Origin of the sequence: Rhizobium sp. BR 250, assembly GCF_047445855.1 — a bacterium.
GTDB classification, from domain to species: domain Bacteria; phylum Pseudomonadota; class Alphaproteobacteria; order Rhizobiales; family Rhizobiaceae; genus Agrobacterium; species Agrobacterium tumefaciens_I.
In genome coordinates this window covers 239,756-257,489 of record NZ_JARWKW010000007.1, presented here as the reverse complement: position 1 = coordinate 257,489, position 17,734 = coordinate 239,756, and the positions used below count along the sequence as shown (strand labels likewise).

The window sequence follows — 17,734 nt, the reverse complement described above, 5'->3', positions numbered from 1 at the left end:
TTCATCCTCCGAACTGGTCAGGTTTCGGGCCCGATTCGCAAGCGGCCGATTGGATTTGGAAATTTCCGGCGCTTACCGACAATTGCCGGGGAGAAATTCTGCGACAGGGCGGCAAAGGCGGCGATCCGGGCGATCAGTTTTTCCCGGTCGCTCTTGGTCACGGATTGATAGCTTTTGATGTTGTCGACGTAATCGGTCAGCCATTCTTCGTATTTGCCGTCGTTCCAGACGCGCTCCGTCGCTAACACCGCGTCTTCCAGCCTGTCATAGGCAACCAGCGCACGTCGCCAGCGATGCTCGTCAAAATCCAGCGCGCCAGTGGCAAAGAGTGACCCGACCTCAAGGCCGTAACTCATCAGTTTCGCCGAGCGCTCCGGCGGCATGGTCAGGTTCAGCCCGCCTTCCTCCGGGGTGAGGAAGACGCGGGCGATGCGCTCTCTCTGCCCCGGCATGGTGGCGAGGGATTGGTCCTGCCAGTCCTTCGCCGAACTGAGGATGCTTCCGAGGAAACCGCTCATTTTCTCCATCTTGTGAACGGGCACGCCTATTCCTTCACCGGCCGCCTGCGGAATCGTAACGCGCCTGCTGTTGCTGGCGACGGATTTCGGCAGCTCGTCGAGGCTGAGCGCGAAGGTGGGACGGGATGGCAGCAGGGCATCGAAAAGGTGGATCGGGAAGTTGCTGCTGATCCCGCCATCCGAGAACCAGATTTTCGCCTTGATGACGGGCGGCCCCTTGCTATCGATACGCCGCAATATGTCGAGCGTGCCGTGGTCATTGGTATAGGCCGGAATGGCCTTGAACAGCACCGGAAAGCTGAGGCTCATGCGTGTGGCGACGATGACCGGCAACTGGGCGGGCTCCGGGAAAGCCCTGAGCTCGGGAAAGCGGCCTCCGGGTGTCGCGATCTGCTTCAGCCAGTTCATCACGGCAGCGGGGAAGAGCTTGCTCCATTCTTTCGGCTCATAAGCCACCACGAGGTTTGTGGTAGGAAGCGTGTGGGGCCGCCGCATCGACAGATTCGTCGTGACCATCTTCAGGTTTATGCGCGGCTTCTCCGGATCGTCGCCTGCCAGATCACCAAAGGTGAGCGGCGGCGCCGTCGCGGCTTCGCTGCCGAAAGCAATGTCCTGGATCGACGCATGAAGCCACTCCGTAAGGCCCGGCGCTCCCGTGCCGGAAACCGTCAATCCCGAACAGAAGCCGAATCCTTCCTGTGGCAACCGGTGGAAAACCAGCCAGGCGATCTGGGCGATAATTCCAATCAGCAGCCCCACCAGCCCGCCGAGAATTGACCCGGCGCAACCTCCGCCCATCGCCCACAATGCACCGGCGCCGATTGCGATTCCCGCTATCGAGGCCAGCGGAAAAGCCAAGGGCAGGCCCAGCACCTTGCCCGGCCAGCCGCCAGCCTGTGCCCATAGCAGATATTGCATCAGTGGGCGAAAACGGCGATCCGGCTGGAAAAGCGTGCCCAGGATTTGGGGTATCGTATCGCAATGGGCCTGCAGGCGGGTGAACCCTTCCGGATCGCCTCTGACGGTGCGCGAATATTCCGCCGCCGCCGCGAAAGCGGCGGCAATCGCCCCGGCCGACGTGCCGCCTATCGAGCGGAAGCGATAGCGGCGCGCCAGTTCAAGGACGGCATAGGGATAAACGACACCGGAGGTGATGCCGCCCTTCATCACCACGTCGCATTCCTTTTCAGGTGCGGCGAACATATCGGGCAGGTATCTGGGAAGCTCATTCTCGGGCATGCGTATCTCCCCCACGGTCTCGTTGATCGAAAGCCGTCAAACACAATGCGAATGATGGAGAATGGGTATCACAAGTTGAAGTGAAGCCGCCAGTATATTCTACTGAAAGTTAAATAAACTTATTCGATCCGTTCACTGAAAGTCGGATAACTACTTCGCCATGTCTTGTGTCTGGCAGGAAATCGACGGGAAGATGGGACGAAGTCTCGTCACCTGAGCCGACGTCATCGTCGGGCCTGTCCCACTGCTGTCCGGTTTAAATTCCGGATGACCTGCAGCCTTTTGAAGCGAGTGATGGAGAGGCAATAGTCTCTCGGTATCATCCTCGGGCTTGTCCAGAGGATGATACCGATTGATTTTATTCGACGGGATTAGATCCTCGGCACGAGGCCAAGGATGACGCCGGTGTGACTGGCGGCCGTGAGGCCGCCTGTGGTTTATTGGTTCAGTCCGCCTTGTTGCGGCGGGCCGGGAAGAGGATGACGTCGCGGATCGACGGGGCGTTGGTGAGCAGCATGATCAGGCGGTCGACACCGATGCCGAGGCCACCGGCGGGCGGCATGCCCTGGTCGATGGCGTCGAGGAACTCGTCGTCCAGTTGCTTGTCCTTTTCGCCGCGGGCATGCGCCTGTTCCAGCTGTTCCACCATGCGGCGGCGCTGTTCTTCCGGATCATTGAGTTCGGAGAAGGCGTTGCCCACTTCCCAGGCGTTGCAATAGCTTTCGAAACGCTCGACGAGGCGCGGTTCGCCCGGCACTTCCTTGGCGAAGGGCGAGATGTCCTTCGGGAAATGCGTGACATGGCTCGGCTGGATCAGCGTGCCTTCCACCTTCTCTTCGAAGATGAAGGCAAGGCATTCGCCCCAGGTCCAGTCTTTCTCGACGGCAAAACCGGCAGCCTTGGCGGCAGCGCGGGCTTCTTCATCCGTCTTGATGGCGAGGAAGTCGATACCGGTCGCTTCCTTCACCGCATCCGGCATCGGCACGCGCTTGAACGGACCCTTGAAGGAGATCGTCTGGCCCTGGAATTCGACTTCGGTGGTGCCGTGCAGCGAGATCGCCAGCGTCTCGAACAGCCGCTCCACGAGACCCATGATGTCTTCGTAGTCGGCATAGGCCCAGTAGCACTCCATCATGGTGAATTCAGGATTGTGCCTTGTGGAAACGCCTTCATTGCGGAAGTTGCGGTTGATTTCGAAGACCTTGTCGGAAAGGCCGGAAACCAGCGTGCGCTTCAGGAACAGTTCCGGCGCGATGCGCAGGTACATGTCCATCTTCAGCGTGTTGTGGAAGGTCTTGAACGGATCGGCGGTTGCACCGCCATAAACGGTCTGCAGCATCGGCGTTTCCACTTCGAGGAAGCCTTCGGCCTCCATGAAACGACGGATGCCGGAGAGGATCTTCGAGCGCTGCAGGAAGCGCAGCTTGGATTCCTCGTTGGCGAGGATGTCGAGGTGACGCTTGCGGTAACGCAGCTCGATGTCGGAGACGCCATGCCACTTTTCGGGCATGGGCAGCAGCGACTTCGTCAGCATGGTGATTTCTTCGGCGTTGATCGTCAGCTCGCCACGCTTGGTGCGGCGCACCTTGCCGGTGACGCCGATGATGTCGCCGATATCGATCATCGGCAGCAGGTTACGGGCCGCTTCCGGCGTTGTATCCTTGTGGGAGAAAATCTGCACCTTGCCCGAGGCGTCATGGATATCCATGAACATGCCGGAATTGCGCGAGGAATAAACACGACCCGCCACCGTCACCGTATCGCCGGTCTCGACGTCGGCTTCGATATCGGCATATTTTTCCGCAAGCTCGGCATTGGTCAGCGTGCGGTGGAAATGCGCCGGATAGACATCGCCGATCTGCTCGCGCAGCAGCGCAAGCTTCTGGCGGCGCACTTCGGTGGCGTCGGAGGAGAGGGCGGTGGTTTCGGTCTTGGTTTCGGTCATGATTTTTGCCTTAGCGGGCTTGTTCGTTGCGGTTACCCTTTGCGCTCGGGGCTACCCCCCTCTGTCCTGCCGGACATCTCCCCCTCAAGGGGGAGATCAGATGCCGCGCCCGCCCGTTCCATGGGCAAAGTGTCAGCCGTTTGTCGATCTCCCCCCTTGAGGGGGAGATGCCCGGCAGGGCAGAGGGGGTACCCGAACAGAGGGGTACATTTTCAGGATGCTGCCGTTATCGCCAGCATCAATTTATCAGCTTCCACTGCCAACCATCGTGGCCACAACGGCAATCGCAGCCTTCAAACGCTGGCGCACGACCGAGCGGCCGAGCAGCGCCATCGAGTCAAACAGCGGCAGCGAGCGCGAGGAACCGGACATGGCAACAAAAAGCGGCGGCGTGACGACGCGCAGCTTCTTGCCCGTGCGTTCGGCAACATCGCGCAGCTCGGCCTCGATGGCCTCCACGTTCCAGTCCGGCATCTTTTCCAGATCGGCTGCAACTGTGGTGAGGATCTCATGGATTTCCTCCGGTTTGCTTTTCAGCCCGGCAAAGGAAGCCGGCGTCAGGCCGGCATCGCTTGCGAGCAGGAAGCCGGCAAGGTTCGGCAATTCACCGAGCTTGGAAATGCGGCTCTGCGAAAGCTTCAGGCCTTCGGTCAGGCGGGAATTTTCCATCGCCCATTCCAGCGTGCGGGCAATGAACTCTTCCGGTGAAAGCTTTTCGCGCAGCCAGCGGCCGTTCAGCCAGTCCAGCTTCTGGATGTCGAAGATCGCGCCGGCCTTGGAAAGCGCTTCCGGGTCGAACTTCGCGGCCAGCTCGTCCATGGTCAAAAGCTCTTCACCTTCGGCGATCTGGATGAAGAACAGGCCAAGGAAGTTCATCAGCGCTTCCGGCAGGTAACCGAGCGCGGAATAATAGGAGATCGAGGTCGGGTTCTTGCGCTTGGAAAGCTTCGATTTGTCGGCATTGCGCATCAGCGAAAGATGCATGAACACCGGCTGATCCCAGTCGAAATAACGGTAAAGCAGAATGTGCTTCGGCACCGACGCCAGCCATTCTTCGCCGCGCGCCACATGGGTTATCTTCATCAGATGGTCGTCGATGACGTTTGCCATGTGATAGGTCGGCATGCCGTCGGCCTTGATCAGCACCTGCATGTCGACCGAATCCCACGGGATCGAGACGTCGCCATAAACGCCGTCGTGGAAATCGCACGAACCTTCGGTCGGGATTTTCATGCGCACGACATTGGCCTCGCCGGCGGCAACGCGGGCGGTGACTTCCTCGGCCTTCAGGTTGAGGCAATGGCCGTCATATTTCGGCGGCTTGCCGCTAGCGCGCTGGGCTTCGCGCATTTCTTCCAGCCGCTCGGGCGTGCAAAAACAGCGGAAGGCATGGCCTTTTTCCAGAAGCTCTTCGGCATAGGGCCAATACATGGCCTTGCGCTCGGACTGGCGATAGGGGCCGTAAGGGCCGCCGACATCGGGGCCTTCCGACCAGGTGAGACCGGTCCAGCGCAGCGCTTCCAGCACTTTCTGCTCATATTCAAGGGTCGAGCGGGTGGCGTCGGTATCCTCGATGCGCAGGATGAACTCGCCGCCATGTTTCTTGGCGAAGAGATAGTTGAACAGCGCGATATAAGCCGTGCCGACATGCGGCTCGCCGGTGGGGGAAGGTGCAATGCGGACGCGAACGCCGGAAGTGGTCATGAAATTCACTCGTCGTGACGTGGAAGTGACATCGGGGCGGTTCACCCTGATATCACGGAGTTTTCGTTTGGATGCGGCAGGACATCATGTCGAAAGGCGAAAAGAAAGTGCCTTTTTCATATTCCCGTTCGGCTTCGGCTTAGGCCATATTCTGCCGCAGGCGTCAAGGAAATATGGAGTCCGGAGGGGTTGGCCGTCCTGCCGCCCGGCCTCAGTTCACCGGCCAGACGTAAAGCAGCATGGGAATGCTGGCGATGACGATCATGATCGACAGCGGCAGGCCGAGGCGCGGATAGTCGCTGAAGCGGTAGCCGCCGGGGCCCATGACCAGCGTGTTGCACTGGTGGCCGATGGGGGTGAGGAAATCGCAGCCTGCGCCGATCGCCACGGCTATCAAAAAGGCCTCCGGCCGAAAACCCAGTGTCGTGGCGAAACCGGCGGCGATGGGGCCCATGACCAGCACGGTGGCGGCATTGTTGAGAAAGGGTGTCACCGCCATGGCGGTCAAAAGGATCATGCCGAGCGCCGCAAAAGGCGGCAGGCCCTGCGCCGCATGGCCGAGCCAGGCGGCGATCAATTCGCTGGCGCCGCTTGTCCGCAGCGAGTCACTGACCGGAATGAGGGCGGCGAGCATGACGAGGATCGGCCCGTCGATCGACTTGTAGACTTCGGTGAGCGGAATGGCGCCGACGATGATCATCAGGAAGGCGGCGGCGAAAAAGGCGACGGAGACCGGCACCAGCCCGCTGCCGGCGGCAATCATGGCGGCGGCCAGAACGATGACGGGCAGAAGCGCGCGGCGCTGCACGCCGAGCAGGATTTCCCGCTGCGCCAGCGGCAAGAGCGAAAATTCCTGCAGCACCTGCGGCAGGTTCTTGCGGCTGCCCTGCAAAAGAATGACGTCACCTGCCTGCAGGGTCAGTTCGGAAAGCCGCTGGCTGACGCGCTGGCCGCGGCGGCTCACCGCGATGAGATTGACACCGCGCGTATAGGAAAGTGACAGTTCGCGCGCTGAAATGCCGCTCAGCACCGATTCATTGCTGATCACCGCTTCCATGGAAATGAGGTCGGCGGTTTTCTGGCCGTTCTCCGTCAGCGGCTTGCCGGACAGCAAAAGCTTCGCCTGCGAGACGATGCGGTCGAGCCCTTCCGGCCCGCCTTCGAGAAGAATGGTGTCGCCCGCCTTCAGCGTTACGTCGGGGAAGGGCGAAATGCGCCGCGGCCCGCGCAGGATCGTGCTGGCGATCACACCGCCATCGGCCTGTTTCAGCAATTCGCGTAGCGGCTTTTCCGCATAGGTGCTGTCGGCGGGCAGCGTCGCTTCGGCGGTATAGGCGGACTGGTCGAGAATATCCTCCACCGAGGCCTGCTGGCGGTTGCGCACCGGCAGCAGGCGGTAACCGAAGGTCAGGAAAATGATGCCGATCACCGTCAGCCCCGCACCGACGGGCGTGAAATCGAACATGGTGAAGCTCTGCCCGGTCATCTCCTCACGCAGGCGGGAAACGACGATATTGGGCGAGGTGCCGATCTGCGTCATCAGTCCGCCCAGAAGTGCGGCAAAGGCCATGGGCATCAGATAATAGGAAACCGGGCTGCCGGATTTGCGGGCGAACTGGAAGGCGACCGGCATCATGATGGCGAGCGCGCCGATATTCTTGATGAAGGCCGACATGATGGCGACGACGATCATCAGAAAGGCCAGTTGCAGGCTCTTGGAATGCATTTCCGGGAAATATTTCTTGATCGTCATATCGACGATGCCCGAGCGGGCCACCGCCGAACTGACGATCAGCGCACTGCCGACGATGATGACGATATCGTCGGAAAAACCGGAAAAAGCCCGGTCGAATGGCACGACACCCACCGCCACCGCCACCAGCAATGCACTGCAGGCAATGACGTCGTAACGGAACCTGTCCCAGATGAACGCGACCATCATGCCGGCGATCACAGTAAAGGCGAGGATCTGTTCGGTCGTCATGCTTGCTCATGCTTTCGAGGGTGAGGCACCGATAGAGGGCTCTATCGGTGATGATATCGAAGAACGCAAGGCGAGGTCATGCGGTTCCTTGGCTGGAACTGAGGATGCAAGCATTCTCCGTCATGCCGGGCTCGATCCGGCATGACGGAAGGACGTGCGGTCAATGTGTCTCGCCCGCTTCCGCTTTCTTGCGGCGGCGCGCGTTGCGGGCCAGCATGTTGAGCAGTTCCACCAGTGCCGAAAACGCCATGGCGGCATAGACGTAACCCTTCGGAACATGGAAGCCCATGCCTTCGGCGATCAGCGTCGTGCCGATCATCATCAGGAAGGCGAGCGCCAGCATGACGATGGTGGGGTTGCGCTCGATGAAGTTGGCGAGCGGCGTTGCAGCCAGCAGCATGACGGTGACGGCGACGATGACCGCGACGATCATGATCGGCAGATGCGGCGTCATGCCGACGGCGGTGATGATGCTGTCCACCGAGAAGACGAGGTCGAGCAGCAGGATCTGGCCGATGGCGGCGCCGAAATTCATGCCCACAGGGCCGCCCACCATGTCTTCCTTGTGGTCTTCCGGGTCGACATTGTGGTGGATTTCCTTGGTGGCCTTCCACATCAGGAAGAGACCGCCGGCGATCAGGATCATGTCCTTCCACGAGAAGGCGTGGCCGAAGAGTTCGAAGACCGGCGTGGTGAGCTGCACGATCCATGCGACGGTGCCGAGCAGGCCAAGGCGCATGATGAGCGCAAGGCCTATACCGATCTTGCGGGCTTTTTCACGCTGTTCGGGCGGCAGCTTGTTGGTGAGGATCGAGATGAAGATCAGGTTGTCGATGCCGAGCACGACTTCCATGACGATCAGGGTGACGAGCGCCACCCATGCGGCGGGATCAGATAGAAGAGGGAGAACGGACTCCATCAGGTAGGTTTTCCTTTCAGCAACAAGGCCAGCCGAAACATTCGGTGGGTGGAATTTATAGCGCAATACGCGAGAAACAAGGAGATGATGGCTCCGGAGCGCAAGATTTCATCGAAATTTCGCGCAGGCCGCGTATTGGCGTTCACACCGTTGCTGAATGATCTCAGGCCTTGTCGGTTCCGTAAGCGGCCATGAATACGTTGATGGCGCTGCCGATCACCCGGTCCAGTTCCTCGTCGGGAACCGGGCCTTCCAGCTCGCCGAACAGCCGGAGCTTGAAGAAGGTGCCGGTGGAAAGCTCTATATATTGCCGGGCGGCCAGCTCAGGGTCATCCACCTTCAGGTGGCCGATCTCGACCTGATGTTCGATGAAATCCAGGAGCACGGTGCGCACATTGTTCGGCGCGGAGAGGAAAAAACGCTGCGCCAGTTTCGGCATGCGGTCGATGACGCCGATCACCGAGCGCATGGCCGGAATCATGTCGGAGCAGATCATCTTGTTGGCAAAGGCTTTGCCGAATTGTTCCAGCCCTTCGCGCACCTCCTCGGTGCCCTCGAGAATATGGCGCATGGAGGTGGCGAATTCGTTGCGGTGATGGTCGACGAGGGCGACGAACAGATCCTCCTTGTTGGAGAAATAGACATAGATCGTGCCCTTGGAAACGCCGGCTTCCCGCGTGATGTCGTTCATGCTGGCCGCGTCGAAGCCCTTGCGTTTGAACACACGCCAGGCGCCCGCCAGAATCTGATCGCGTTTGGCGGGGTCTTCACCCGCCGCAAAACGCCCGGCGGTATTGCCCGGACAGCCCGTTTCCGTTTCCGTCTCCATATCCCTGTCTTCACCTGCCATCACTGATGCTCCTTAGCATCGGAATGACGTAAAAAAAATTAACCGAACGTCGAACCAATCGGTTCGATAACACTTGATATGTGTCAGGAAAGAGATTATGTCAATCGAACCGAACGGTTCAGTTCGAAAAATTTTCTTCAATCTATCACGGTAATCTCTCATGTCGGCCCAGAAGAATAGCGCGGTTCGCGCCGCCAACGATGCGGAAGAGGTGGATGTTTCCGCCAAGGCCGAGACCTCTCCCGCAAAGCCGGTTGAGGCTCCGCCCCAGCAGCCGCCCCAAACCGTTGCAGCACCGAAGGCCAAGAAGCGTTCGCCTCTTCTGCCGATCTTCGCCCTTGCCCTTCTGGCCGGTGCTGGCTGGTATGGTTATAACTGGTGGATCGATGGCCGCTTCATGGTGTCGACGGATGACGCCTATATAGAAGGTGATATAGCCGTCATCGCGCCGAAGGTCTCCGGTTACGTCGCTAAGGTCAACGTTGTCGAGAACCAGGAAGTCAAGGCGGGCGACCCGATGGTAACGCTTGACGATGGCGATTATCGCATCGCGCTCGAGCAGGCCGAGGCGCAGATCCGCACGGAAGAACTGTCGCTGAAGCGCATCGATGCGCAGATCGTCGGCGGTGAAGCCGCGCTGGAACAGGCCGTTGCCCAGAAGGGCGCGCTGGATGCTGCGCTTCGCGGTGCCGAAATCACCCAGAAGCGCGCAAGCGAGTTGCAGGCGAAGGACGTCGGCACGGTTGCCGCTTCCGACAATGCGCAGGTCGCGCTGGACCAGGCGAGGGCGAATGTTGTCGCAGGCGATGCTTCCATCTCCTCGGCCAAGGCCAATGTCGAACTTCTGCGTGCCCAGCGCGAGGAGGCCGAAAGCACCGTCCGCTCGCTGCAGCTTTCCCGCGACAAGGCGGCCCGCGATCTTGCCTTCACGGTTCTGAAGGCGCCCTATGATGGCGTCATCGGCAATCTGGCGGTGCAGACGGGCGATCTGGTTTCGGTCGGCAAGCGTCTGGCTTCGCTGGTGCCGATGAACGAGCTTTATATCGACGCCAATTTCAAGGAAACGCAGCTTGCCCGCGTCGTGCCCGGTTCGAAGGTGCGCGTGCATGTCGACGCATTTGACGATGCGACGATCGAAGGTACGGTGCAGTCGATCTCGCCCGGTTCCGGCTCGGTCTTCTCCATGCTGCCGCCGGAAAATGCCACGGGCAACTTCACCAAGGTCATCCAGCGTGTGCCTGTTCGTATCGTCTTCTCCAGGGAAGACCTTGCAAAGCACAATCTGCGCGCAGGCCTGAGCGTCGTTGTCGATGTCGATACCCGCACGGCGCCGGAAACCACCAGAACGGCGCAAGCCAATCCGGAAGCCAAGTAAGGCGCGTCTTTGACGCACCGTTGAGGGCAAGATCATGGCGGCTACGGTTGTCGGTACGGGCGGGGCGTCCATCCCCGCCGATCCCCCGATGGACAGGCGCAGGCTCATCGCGTTCTTCGCGATGGTCTTCGGCATGTTCATGTCCATTCTCGACATTCAGATCGTCTCCGCCTCGCTTGCGGAAATCCAGGCCGGCCTCGGTGCCGGCTCGGATGAGATCGCCTGGGTGCAGACCTCTTATCTGATCGCCGAAGTCATCATGATCCCGCTTTCGGGCACGCTGGCGCGCATTCTCTCCACGCGCGTGCTCTTCGCCACCTGTGCTGCGGGCTTCACCATATCGAGCGCGCTCTGCGCCACTGCCACCAATATCGACCAGATGATCGTCTATCGCGCGATCCAGGGCTTTATCGGCGGCGGCATGATCCCTTCGGTCTTTGCGGCTGCCTTTACGATCTTCCCGCCCTCGAAGCGCTCGGTCGTCTCGCCGATCATCGGTCTTGTCGCCACGCTTGCGCCGACCATCGGCCCGACGGTTGGCGGTTATCTCTCCAATGCCTTTTCCTGGCACTGGCTGTTCCTCGTCAACATCATTCCCGGCATCATCGTCACCATCCTTACCTGGAGCCTGATCGATTTCGACAAGCCGGAAAAGTCGCTCTGGAAGAAATTCGACTGGTGGGGGCTGATCTCCATGGCCGTCTTCCTCGGCTCGCTGGAATATGTGCTGGAGGAGGGCAATAACAAGGACTGGTTCAACGACGAGCATATCGTCCTGGGTTCCGTCGCCATGGTCATCGGCGCGGTGGTGTTCTTCTGGCGTGCCTTCAAGGTGGAGTTCCCCGTGGTGGATATTCGCGCCTTTGCCGACCGCAACTTCTCCATCGGCTCGCTCTTCTCCTTCGTCATGGGCATAGGGCTTTACGGGCTGACCTATCTTTACCCGCTCTATCTTGGCCGGGTGAGGGGTTACGATGCGCTGATGATCGGCGAGACGATGTTCGTCTCCGGTCTTGCGATGTTCTTCACCGCGCCGATTGCCGGCAAGGTCTCCACCAAGCTCGATCCGCGGGCGATGATGGCGATCGGCTTCATCAGCTTCGGCTGCGGCACATGGATCATGACGCATGTGACGACCGACTGGGATTTCTACGAGCTGCTGATCCCGCAGATTCTCCGCGGTTTCGGCCTGATGATGTGCATGGTGCCGATCAACAACATTGCGCTCGGCACCCTGCCGCCGGCCCGTATCCGCAATGCGTCCGGCCTGTTCAACCTCACGCGTAACCTCGGCGGCGCGGTCGGGCTTGCCATCATCAACACCATGCTGTCGCAGCGCACGGACGACCATTATGTGCGGCTCGCCGAACATATCAGCTATTCCAACCCGAAGGCGCTGGAATGGCTGAACAGTGTGGGTGCCAACTACGATTCCTACGGGCTGGACGGCGCTTCCGTCGCGGTCAAGAAAATGGTCGGCATGGTCTCGCAGCAGGCATGGATTTTGGCCTTCGCGGATGTGTTCTTCGCGCTGACGATTTTGTTCTCCAGCCTGATCTTCATGACCGTGCTGATCCAGAAACCAAAAGCTGCGCCGCCGCCCGACGCCGCGCACTGACAAAAGAATCCCCTCCCATCCACCGCAGAGCTGGGGCCGTCGAAAATGACGGCCCCTTTTTTGTCGGGGCAGTACCGCTCGCGCATGTGACAGGCGCGGAATGAATTCCGGAATCCCCCGGTTGATCGTGTGGGACAACCGATGTATATGTTTCTTGAGGTACGTACCTCAAAAATGCTTCCAGCGGGAGATGGAAGCGGCCGGATGGGTGGTCGGCAGCGGCTTTACCCTGCGGCTTGCGGCAGTTCAGGGAGGGATCATGACGGGCTTGCAACTCAATCCAGATTTTACCATTGCGGATGAACAGTCGCTTCGTGGCCTGTTCGAACCCACGCATTCCCTGGCGGTATTGAAGTGTCAGGAGACGCTTGGCGAGCACGCGCGGGAATTCATAAGGCGCTCTCCCTTCCTGTGCATCGGCACACAGAATCTGGAAGGGAAGGCGGATGTCAGCCCTCGCGGCGATCCTTGCGGGTTCGTGCAGGTGTTTGATGAACGTACCCTGGCGATCCCCGATCGGCCCGGCAATAATCGCCTCGATACGCTCAGCAATATCATCGCCAATCCCAATGTCGGGCTGTTGTTCATCGTGCCCGGCTTCGATGACACGCTGCGCGTTAATGGCCGCGCCACTCTGACCCGGGATCCGGAGCTGCTGAAGCGCATGAGCATCGCGGAGCGGACGCCCAGGCTTGCCATCGTCATAAGGGTGACCGAGGTTTTTATGCATTGCGCCAAGGCGTTCAGGCGCTCCCACCTGTGGGATCCGGCGCATTTTCAGCGCCGCGCGGAGATGCCTTCGCTCATCAAGATCATTCTGGATGAGACGACCGGCGCCCCGGCCAGCAAGGACGAAATGCAAAGGATGGACGATCAGCTGGAGCAGGATTACCGGCGGACGCTCTATTAAGCGCTACGCCGTGTCCAGCCGAATGGCGGCAAGGCAGGGCCTGCATTGTCGGTTCGCCTGCCGTTTTTAGCTCCGAAATTTCCCTCCAGCCGGGGTGGCGGCCTCTTCAACGACGATATGGCAGTGCGCCCGGCGGACGATTGATGAAATATGAGGTACGTACATCATTTTTCGGTTTACGACGACCTCAAAGCTGGATATTCAAGAGGTGAGGGAGGAGCCATGAAGCCGACAGTTCACGATATTGCCGAACGCGCTGGCGTCAGCCTCGCCACCATCGACCGGGTGCTGAACATGCGCCCCGGTGTGCATGCCGCCACCCGCGCCCGCGTGGAAGCGGCGATTGCCGAGCTTGGTTATGTGCGCGATATCGCGGCGGCCAATCTTGCCAAGGGCCGCAATTATTCGCTGGTCTTCATCCTGCCGGGCAATGACAATTCCTTCATGGCGACGCTGAGGGCCGAGGTGCGGGCCGCTGCCGCCCGCGCGCATCTGGAGCGCACGGCGATCCGCGTCATCGAGGTGCCGCCCTTCAATGCGGCGGCGCTGACCGAGGCCCTGGAGGTTGCGCGGCGGGAAAAGCCGTCGGGAGTGGCCTTTGTCGCCACCGATTCTGAAGATGTGGCCGAAGCCGCCGACCGGCTGGCGGAAGACGGCATTGCCACAGTGACACTGGTTTCCGATCTTTCCGGTTCGCGGCGTGATCATTATGCCGGTGTCGACAACGCCGCGGCCGGGCGCACGGCGGCGAGCCTGATGGGGCGTTTCCTTTCCGGACGCGGCGGCGATGTCGCGGTCGTTGCCGGCTCCATGCTGGTGCGCGACCATCGCGAGCGTCTGGAGGGTTTCCGCTCCGTCATCGAAAGCGAATTTCCGCAGTTGCGGCTGCTGCCGGTGCTGGAGGGTAAGGATGACCCGGCGACCGTAGAGGCGCTGGTGGGCGGGGCGCTCGGCAATGCCGCGCTGTCAGGAGTTTACAGTCTCGGCGCAGGCAATCGCGGTCTCATCCGCGCGCTGAGAGCGCGGGGTGACGACAGGCCGCTTTCGGTCATCGCCCATGAGCTGACGGAAAACACCGCCAATGCGCTGCGGGAAGGGGTGCTCGACGCCGTGCTCAACCAGGATGCCGGCCACGAGGTGCGCAGCGCCATCCGCGTATTGAAGGCGCGCGCCGATGGCCTGCCCGTCATCGCCGCGCAGGAACGTATCCGTATCGACATATTCCTCAGGGACAATCTTCCCTGAGCAAAACGCTTGAAATTTGGCGCATGGAGCGCCGGAATGGAGAAATATATGTATCTCGGTCTCGATCTTGGCACATCCGGCGTCAAAGCCCTGCTGATGGACGGCGATCAGAAAATCATCGGTTCGGCCAACGGCTCACTGGATGTTTCGCGCCCGCATCACGGCTGGTCCGAACAGGACCCGGCGGACTGGATTGCCGCGACGAAAACCGCCGTTGCCGGCCTGAAGCAGAAGTTTCCGAAGGAGCTGGCCGCCGTGAAAGGCATCGGCCTTTCCGGCCAGATGCATGGCGCGACGCTGATCGATGCGGACGGCAAGGTGCTGCGGCCCTGCATCCTGTGGAACGACACGCGTTCCCATGCCGAAGCCGCCGCACTCGATGCCGATCCGCGCTTCCGCAAGATCACCGGCAATATCGTCTTCCCCGGCTTCACCGCGCCGAAGCTCGCCTGGGTGGCGAAGAACGAACCTGAAATCTTCGCGAAAGTCGCCAAGGTATTGCTGCCGAAGGATTATCTGCGGCTGTGGCTGACCGGCGAATATATCTCGGAAATGTCTGATTCCGCCGGTACCTCCTGGCTCGATACCGGTGCGCGCAAATGGTCCTCCGAGCTTCTTGCCGCCACCGGGCTTGACGAGAAACACATGCCGTCGCTGGTGGAAGGCACGGATGAGGCGGGCGTTCTGCGCACCGAACTGGCTTCCGAATGGGGCATTTCCGGCCGTGTCGTTGTCGCCGGTGGCGCGGGTGACAATGCGGCCTCGGCCTGTGGCATGGGCACGGTGAAGGAAGGCCATGCCTTCGTATCGCTCGGCACATCGGGCGTACTTTTCGCCGCCAATGCGTCTTACCTGCCGAAGCCGGAAAGCGCAGTGCACGCCTTTTGCCACGCATTGCCCAATACCTGGCACCAGATGGGCGTCATCCTTTCCGCGACAGACGCGTTGAACTGGTATTCGCGCCTCACCGGCCAATCCGCTGCCGATCTGACCAGCGAGCTGGGCGAGACGCTTCTCGCGCCGACCGGTGCTACTTTCGCGCCCTATCTCTCCGGTGAGCGCACGCCGCATAATGACGCTGCCATTCGCGGCTCCTTCATCGGCCTGTCGCATGAAAGCGACCGCAAGGCGCTGACCCAGGCCGTGCTGGAAGGCGTCACCTTCGCGATCAGGGATAATCTCGAAGCGCTGAAATCCGCCGGTACCTCGATTTCCCGCGTCACCGCCATCGGCGGCGGCTCGCGCTCGGCCTATTGGCTGGCCTCGATCGCTACCTCGCTCGGCGTACCCGTCGATATTCCTGCCGAGGGCGATTTCGGTGCCGCCTTCGGCGCCGCCCGCCTTGGCCTGATTGCCGCGACCGGAGCCGATCCGGTTGCCGTCTGCTCGCAGCCGGAGACGGCGCGGACGCTCGAGCCGGTGGCGGCGCTGGCGGGTGCCTATGAGGAGGCTTACCGGCGGTATCACGCGCTTTATCCGGCTATTCGGGCGCTTTCGCATTGAGACACGGAGTGCGCGGTTTACCCCCTCTGCCCTGCCGGACATCTCCCTCAAGCGGGGAGATCAGCAGGGCGCTGCCTCTCGCTCCATCTTCAGCCTCACGTGAGGACAAGAACTAACCGCGAGTCGATCTCCTCCCTTGAGGGGGAGATGTCCGGCAGGACAGAGGGGGGTGAGCCTCACCCTCCAACCTATACCGAACACCAACCAAACCCACCCCAAGAGGAGGATCACCATGAGCACAGGTTTTTTCGGCGATATCGCCAAGATCAAATATGAAGGCCCCGACAGCACCAATCCGCTGGCCTTCCGCCATTACAATCCCGACGAGATCGTCGCCGGCAAGCGCATGGAAGATCACCTGCGTTTTGCGGTGGCTTACTGGCACACCTTCACCTGGCCGGGCGGTGACCCCTTTGGTGGCCAGACCTTCCAGCGCCCGTGGTTCGAAGACACGATGCAGGCCGCCAAGCTGAAGGCCGATGTCGCCTTCGAATTTTTCTCGCTGCTCGGTTCGCCATTTTATTGCTTCCACGACGCGGACGTGCGCCCGGAAGGCAAAAACTTCGCCGAGAATACGAAGAACCTCAACGAAATCGTTGATTATTTTGCTGAAAAGCAGGCCCAGACTGGCGTGAAACTCCTCTGGGGCACGGCGAACCTCTTCTCCAACCGTCGCTTCATGTCCGGTGCAGCAACCAATCCCGACCCGGATGTCTTCGCTTTCTCCGCCGCAACCGTGAAGACCTGCATGGATGCCACCAAGAAGCTTGGCGGCGCGAACTATGTTCTGTGGGGCGGTCGTGAAGGTTACGAGACCCTGCTCAACACCGATCTTTCCCGCGAGCTCGACCAGCTCGGCCGCTTCCTCAATCTGGTGGTGGAATATAAATACAAGATCGGCTTCGAAGGCACGATCCTGATCGAGCCCAAGCCGCAGGAGCCGACCAAGCACCAGTATGACTACGACGTCGCCACCGTTTATGCCTTCCTGCAGAAGAACGGGCTGGAAAAGGAAGTGAAGGTCAATATCGAGCAGGGCCACGCCATCCTTGCCGGCCATTCCTTCGAACACGAGCTTGCCATGGCCAATGCCTTCGGCATTTTCGGCTCCATCGACATGAACCGCAACGATTACCAGTCCGGCTGGGATACCGACCAGTTCCCCAATAACGTGCCGGAAATGGCGCTTGCCTATTACCATGTTCTCGCTGGTGGCGGTTTCAAGAATGGCGGCACCAACTTCGATTCCAAGCTGCGTCGCCAGTCGCTCGATCCGCAGGACCTGCTGATCGGCCATATCGGCGGCATGGATTGCTGCGCCCGCGGCCTGAAGGCGGCGGCGAAGATGGTCGAGGACGGCGCGCTCTCGAAGCCGCTTTCCGAGCGTTACGCCAAGTGGGATTCTGCCGAAGCGCAGAAGATGCTGCGCGGCGAGCTGAAACTCGAAGAGATCGCGGCGCTGGTGGAGCGTGAGGATATCAACCCCGAGCCGAAGTCCGGCCGCCAGGAATATCTCGAAAACGTGGTCAATCGTTACGTTTGACGGGATCAAAGGGGGCGGCAGCGTTGCCCCCTCATCGCCTCGCTTCGCTCCGGCACTTCTCCCCGGCGGGGAGAAGAACAAGCGTCACGCTCCTTGCCAAACGCGGGGGGCTCTGCACATTTCTTCTCCCCGCCGGGGAGAAGGTGGCCCGAAGGGACGGATGAGGGGGCTTGCTTGCGATCTTCTCCGAATGGCGAGGACAACTCTGTGCCATCCCTCCATCCTTTTCAGTCACTTTCGAAAAAATCCTTCCTCTCCCATCCCCATCACCCCATTTGGCCGCATCATTCTTCCCGCAACCGGAACGGAAGGGCGATACGCGCGGCGTCTTTCGCGAACCGGAGGCCGGCATCGACAAGCATGGTTCTGGCAAACCGTGTT

At 60.5% G+C, this 17,734-nt stretch carries 12 protein-coding genes; 6 read left to right on the top strand and 6 right to left on the bottom strand.

Annotation, left to right across the window (positions count from 1 at the left end; all coding sequences use genetic code 11):
• Window positions 1–17: 17 nt before the first annotated feature.
• The 6 genes from QD336_RS13930 to QD336_RS13905 all read right to left on the bottom strand — a co-directional run bounded on the left by QD336_RS13930 (window position 18) and on the right by QD336_RS13905 (window position 9,159).
• Window positions 18–1,757 (bottom strand): patatin-like phospholipase family protein, encoded by a 1,740-nt coding sequence (locus tag QD336_RS13930; protein WP_499171086.1) that lies wholly within the window; start codon window positions 1,755–1,757, stop codon window positions 18–20.
• 445 nt (window positions 1,758–2,202) lie between these two features.
• The gene (gene lysS, locus QD336_RS13925; RefSeq protein WP_269345376.1) at window positions 2,203–3,702 is read right to left on the bottom strand and encodes a lysine--tRNA ligase; all 1,500 of its coding nucleotides are present in this window, start codon (window positions 3,700–3,702) and stop codon (window positions 2,203–2,205) included.
• A gap of 246 nt (window positions 3,703–3,948) precedes the next feature.
• Window positions 3,949–5,406, bottom strand: coding sequence for a glutamate--tRNA ligase (gltX, locus tag QD336_RS13920; RefSeq protein WP_269345377.1), 1,458 nt, complete (start codon window positions 5,404–5,406; stop codon window positions 3,949–3,951).
• 211 nt (window positions 5,407–5,617) lie between these two features.
• On the bottom strand, window positions 5,618–7,390 hold the full coding sequence (locus QD336_RS13915; RefSeq protein WP_499171085.1) for an SLC13 family permease: 1,773 nt from the start codon (window positions 7,388–7,390) through the stop codon (window positions 5,618–5,620).
• Window positions 7,391–7,550: 160 nt separating this feature from the next.
• Window positions 7,551–8,309, bottom strand: coding sequence for a TerC family protein (locus tag QD336_RS13910; protein ID WP_269345380.1), 759 nt, complete (start codon window positions 8,307–8,309; stop codon window positions 7,551–7,553).
• Between the two features lie 163 nt (window positions 8,310–8,472).
• Complete coding sequence (locus QD336_RS13905) at window positions 8,473–9,159, bottom strand: TetR/AcrR family transcriptional regulator (protein WP_269345381.1); 687 nt, start codon at window positions 9,157–9,159, stop codon at window positions 8,473–8,475.
• A gap of 160 nt (window positions 9,160–9,319) precedes the next feature.
• On the opposite strand from QD336_RS13905, the gene QD336_RS13900 reads away from it, so the two are divergent.
• The 6 genes from QD336_RS13900 (at window position 9,320) to xylA (ending at window position 17,353) form a co-directional block, all read left to right on the top strand.
• Entirely contained in the window at window positions 9,320–10,534 is a 1,215-nt protein-coding gene (locus QD336_RS13900) for an HlyD family secretion protein (RefSeq protein WP_269345382.1), read from the top strand.
• A 34-nt stretch (window positions 10,535–10,568) separates the two neighbouring features.
• Window positions 10,569–12,152 carry a DHA2 family efflux MFS transporter permease subunit gene (locus QD336_RS13895; protein WP_269345383.1) on the top strand — a complete coding sequence of 528 codons (1,584 nt, stop codon included), beginning with the start codon at window positions 10,569–10,571 and terminating at the stop codon, window positions 12,150–12,152.
• A 259-nt stretch (window positions 12,153–12,411) separates the two neighbouring features.
• Window positions 12,412–13,062: an MSMEG_1061 family FMN-dependent PPOX-type flavoprotein gene (locus QD336_RS13890; RefSeq protein WP_499171084.1), complete on the top strand. Its 651-nt coding sequence runs from the start codon at window positions 12,412–12,414 to the stop codon at window positions 13,060–13,062.
• Window positions 13,063–13,284: 222 nt separating this feature from the next.
• Window positions 13,285–14,307: a LacI family DNA-binding transcriptional regulator gene (locus QD336_RS13885; RefSeq protein WP_269345384.1), complete on the top strand. Its 1,023-nt coding sequence runs from the start codon at window positions 13,285–13,287 to the stop codon at window positions 14,305–14,307.
• Window positions 14,308–14,355: 48 nt separating this feature from the next.
• Window positions 14,356–15,810, top strand: coding sequence for a xylulokinase (gene xylB, locus QD336_RS13880; RefSeq protein WP_499171095.1), 1,455 nt, complete (start codon window positions 14,356–14,358; stop codon window positions 15,808–15,810).
• A 232-nt stretch (window positions 15,811–16,042) separates the two neighbouring features.
• Window positions 16,043–17,353 (top strand): xylose isomerase, encoded by a 1,311-nt coding sequence (gene xylA / locus QD336_RS13875; RefSeq protein WP_269345385.1) that lies wholly within the window; start codon window positions 16,043–16,045, stop codon window positions 17,351–17,353.
• The last annotated feature ends 381 nt before the right edge of the window (window positions 17,354–17,734 follow it).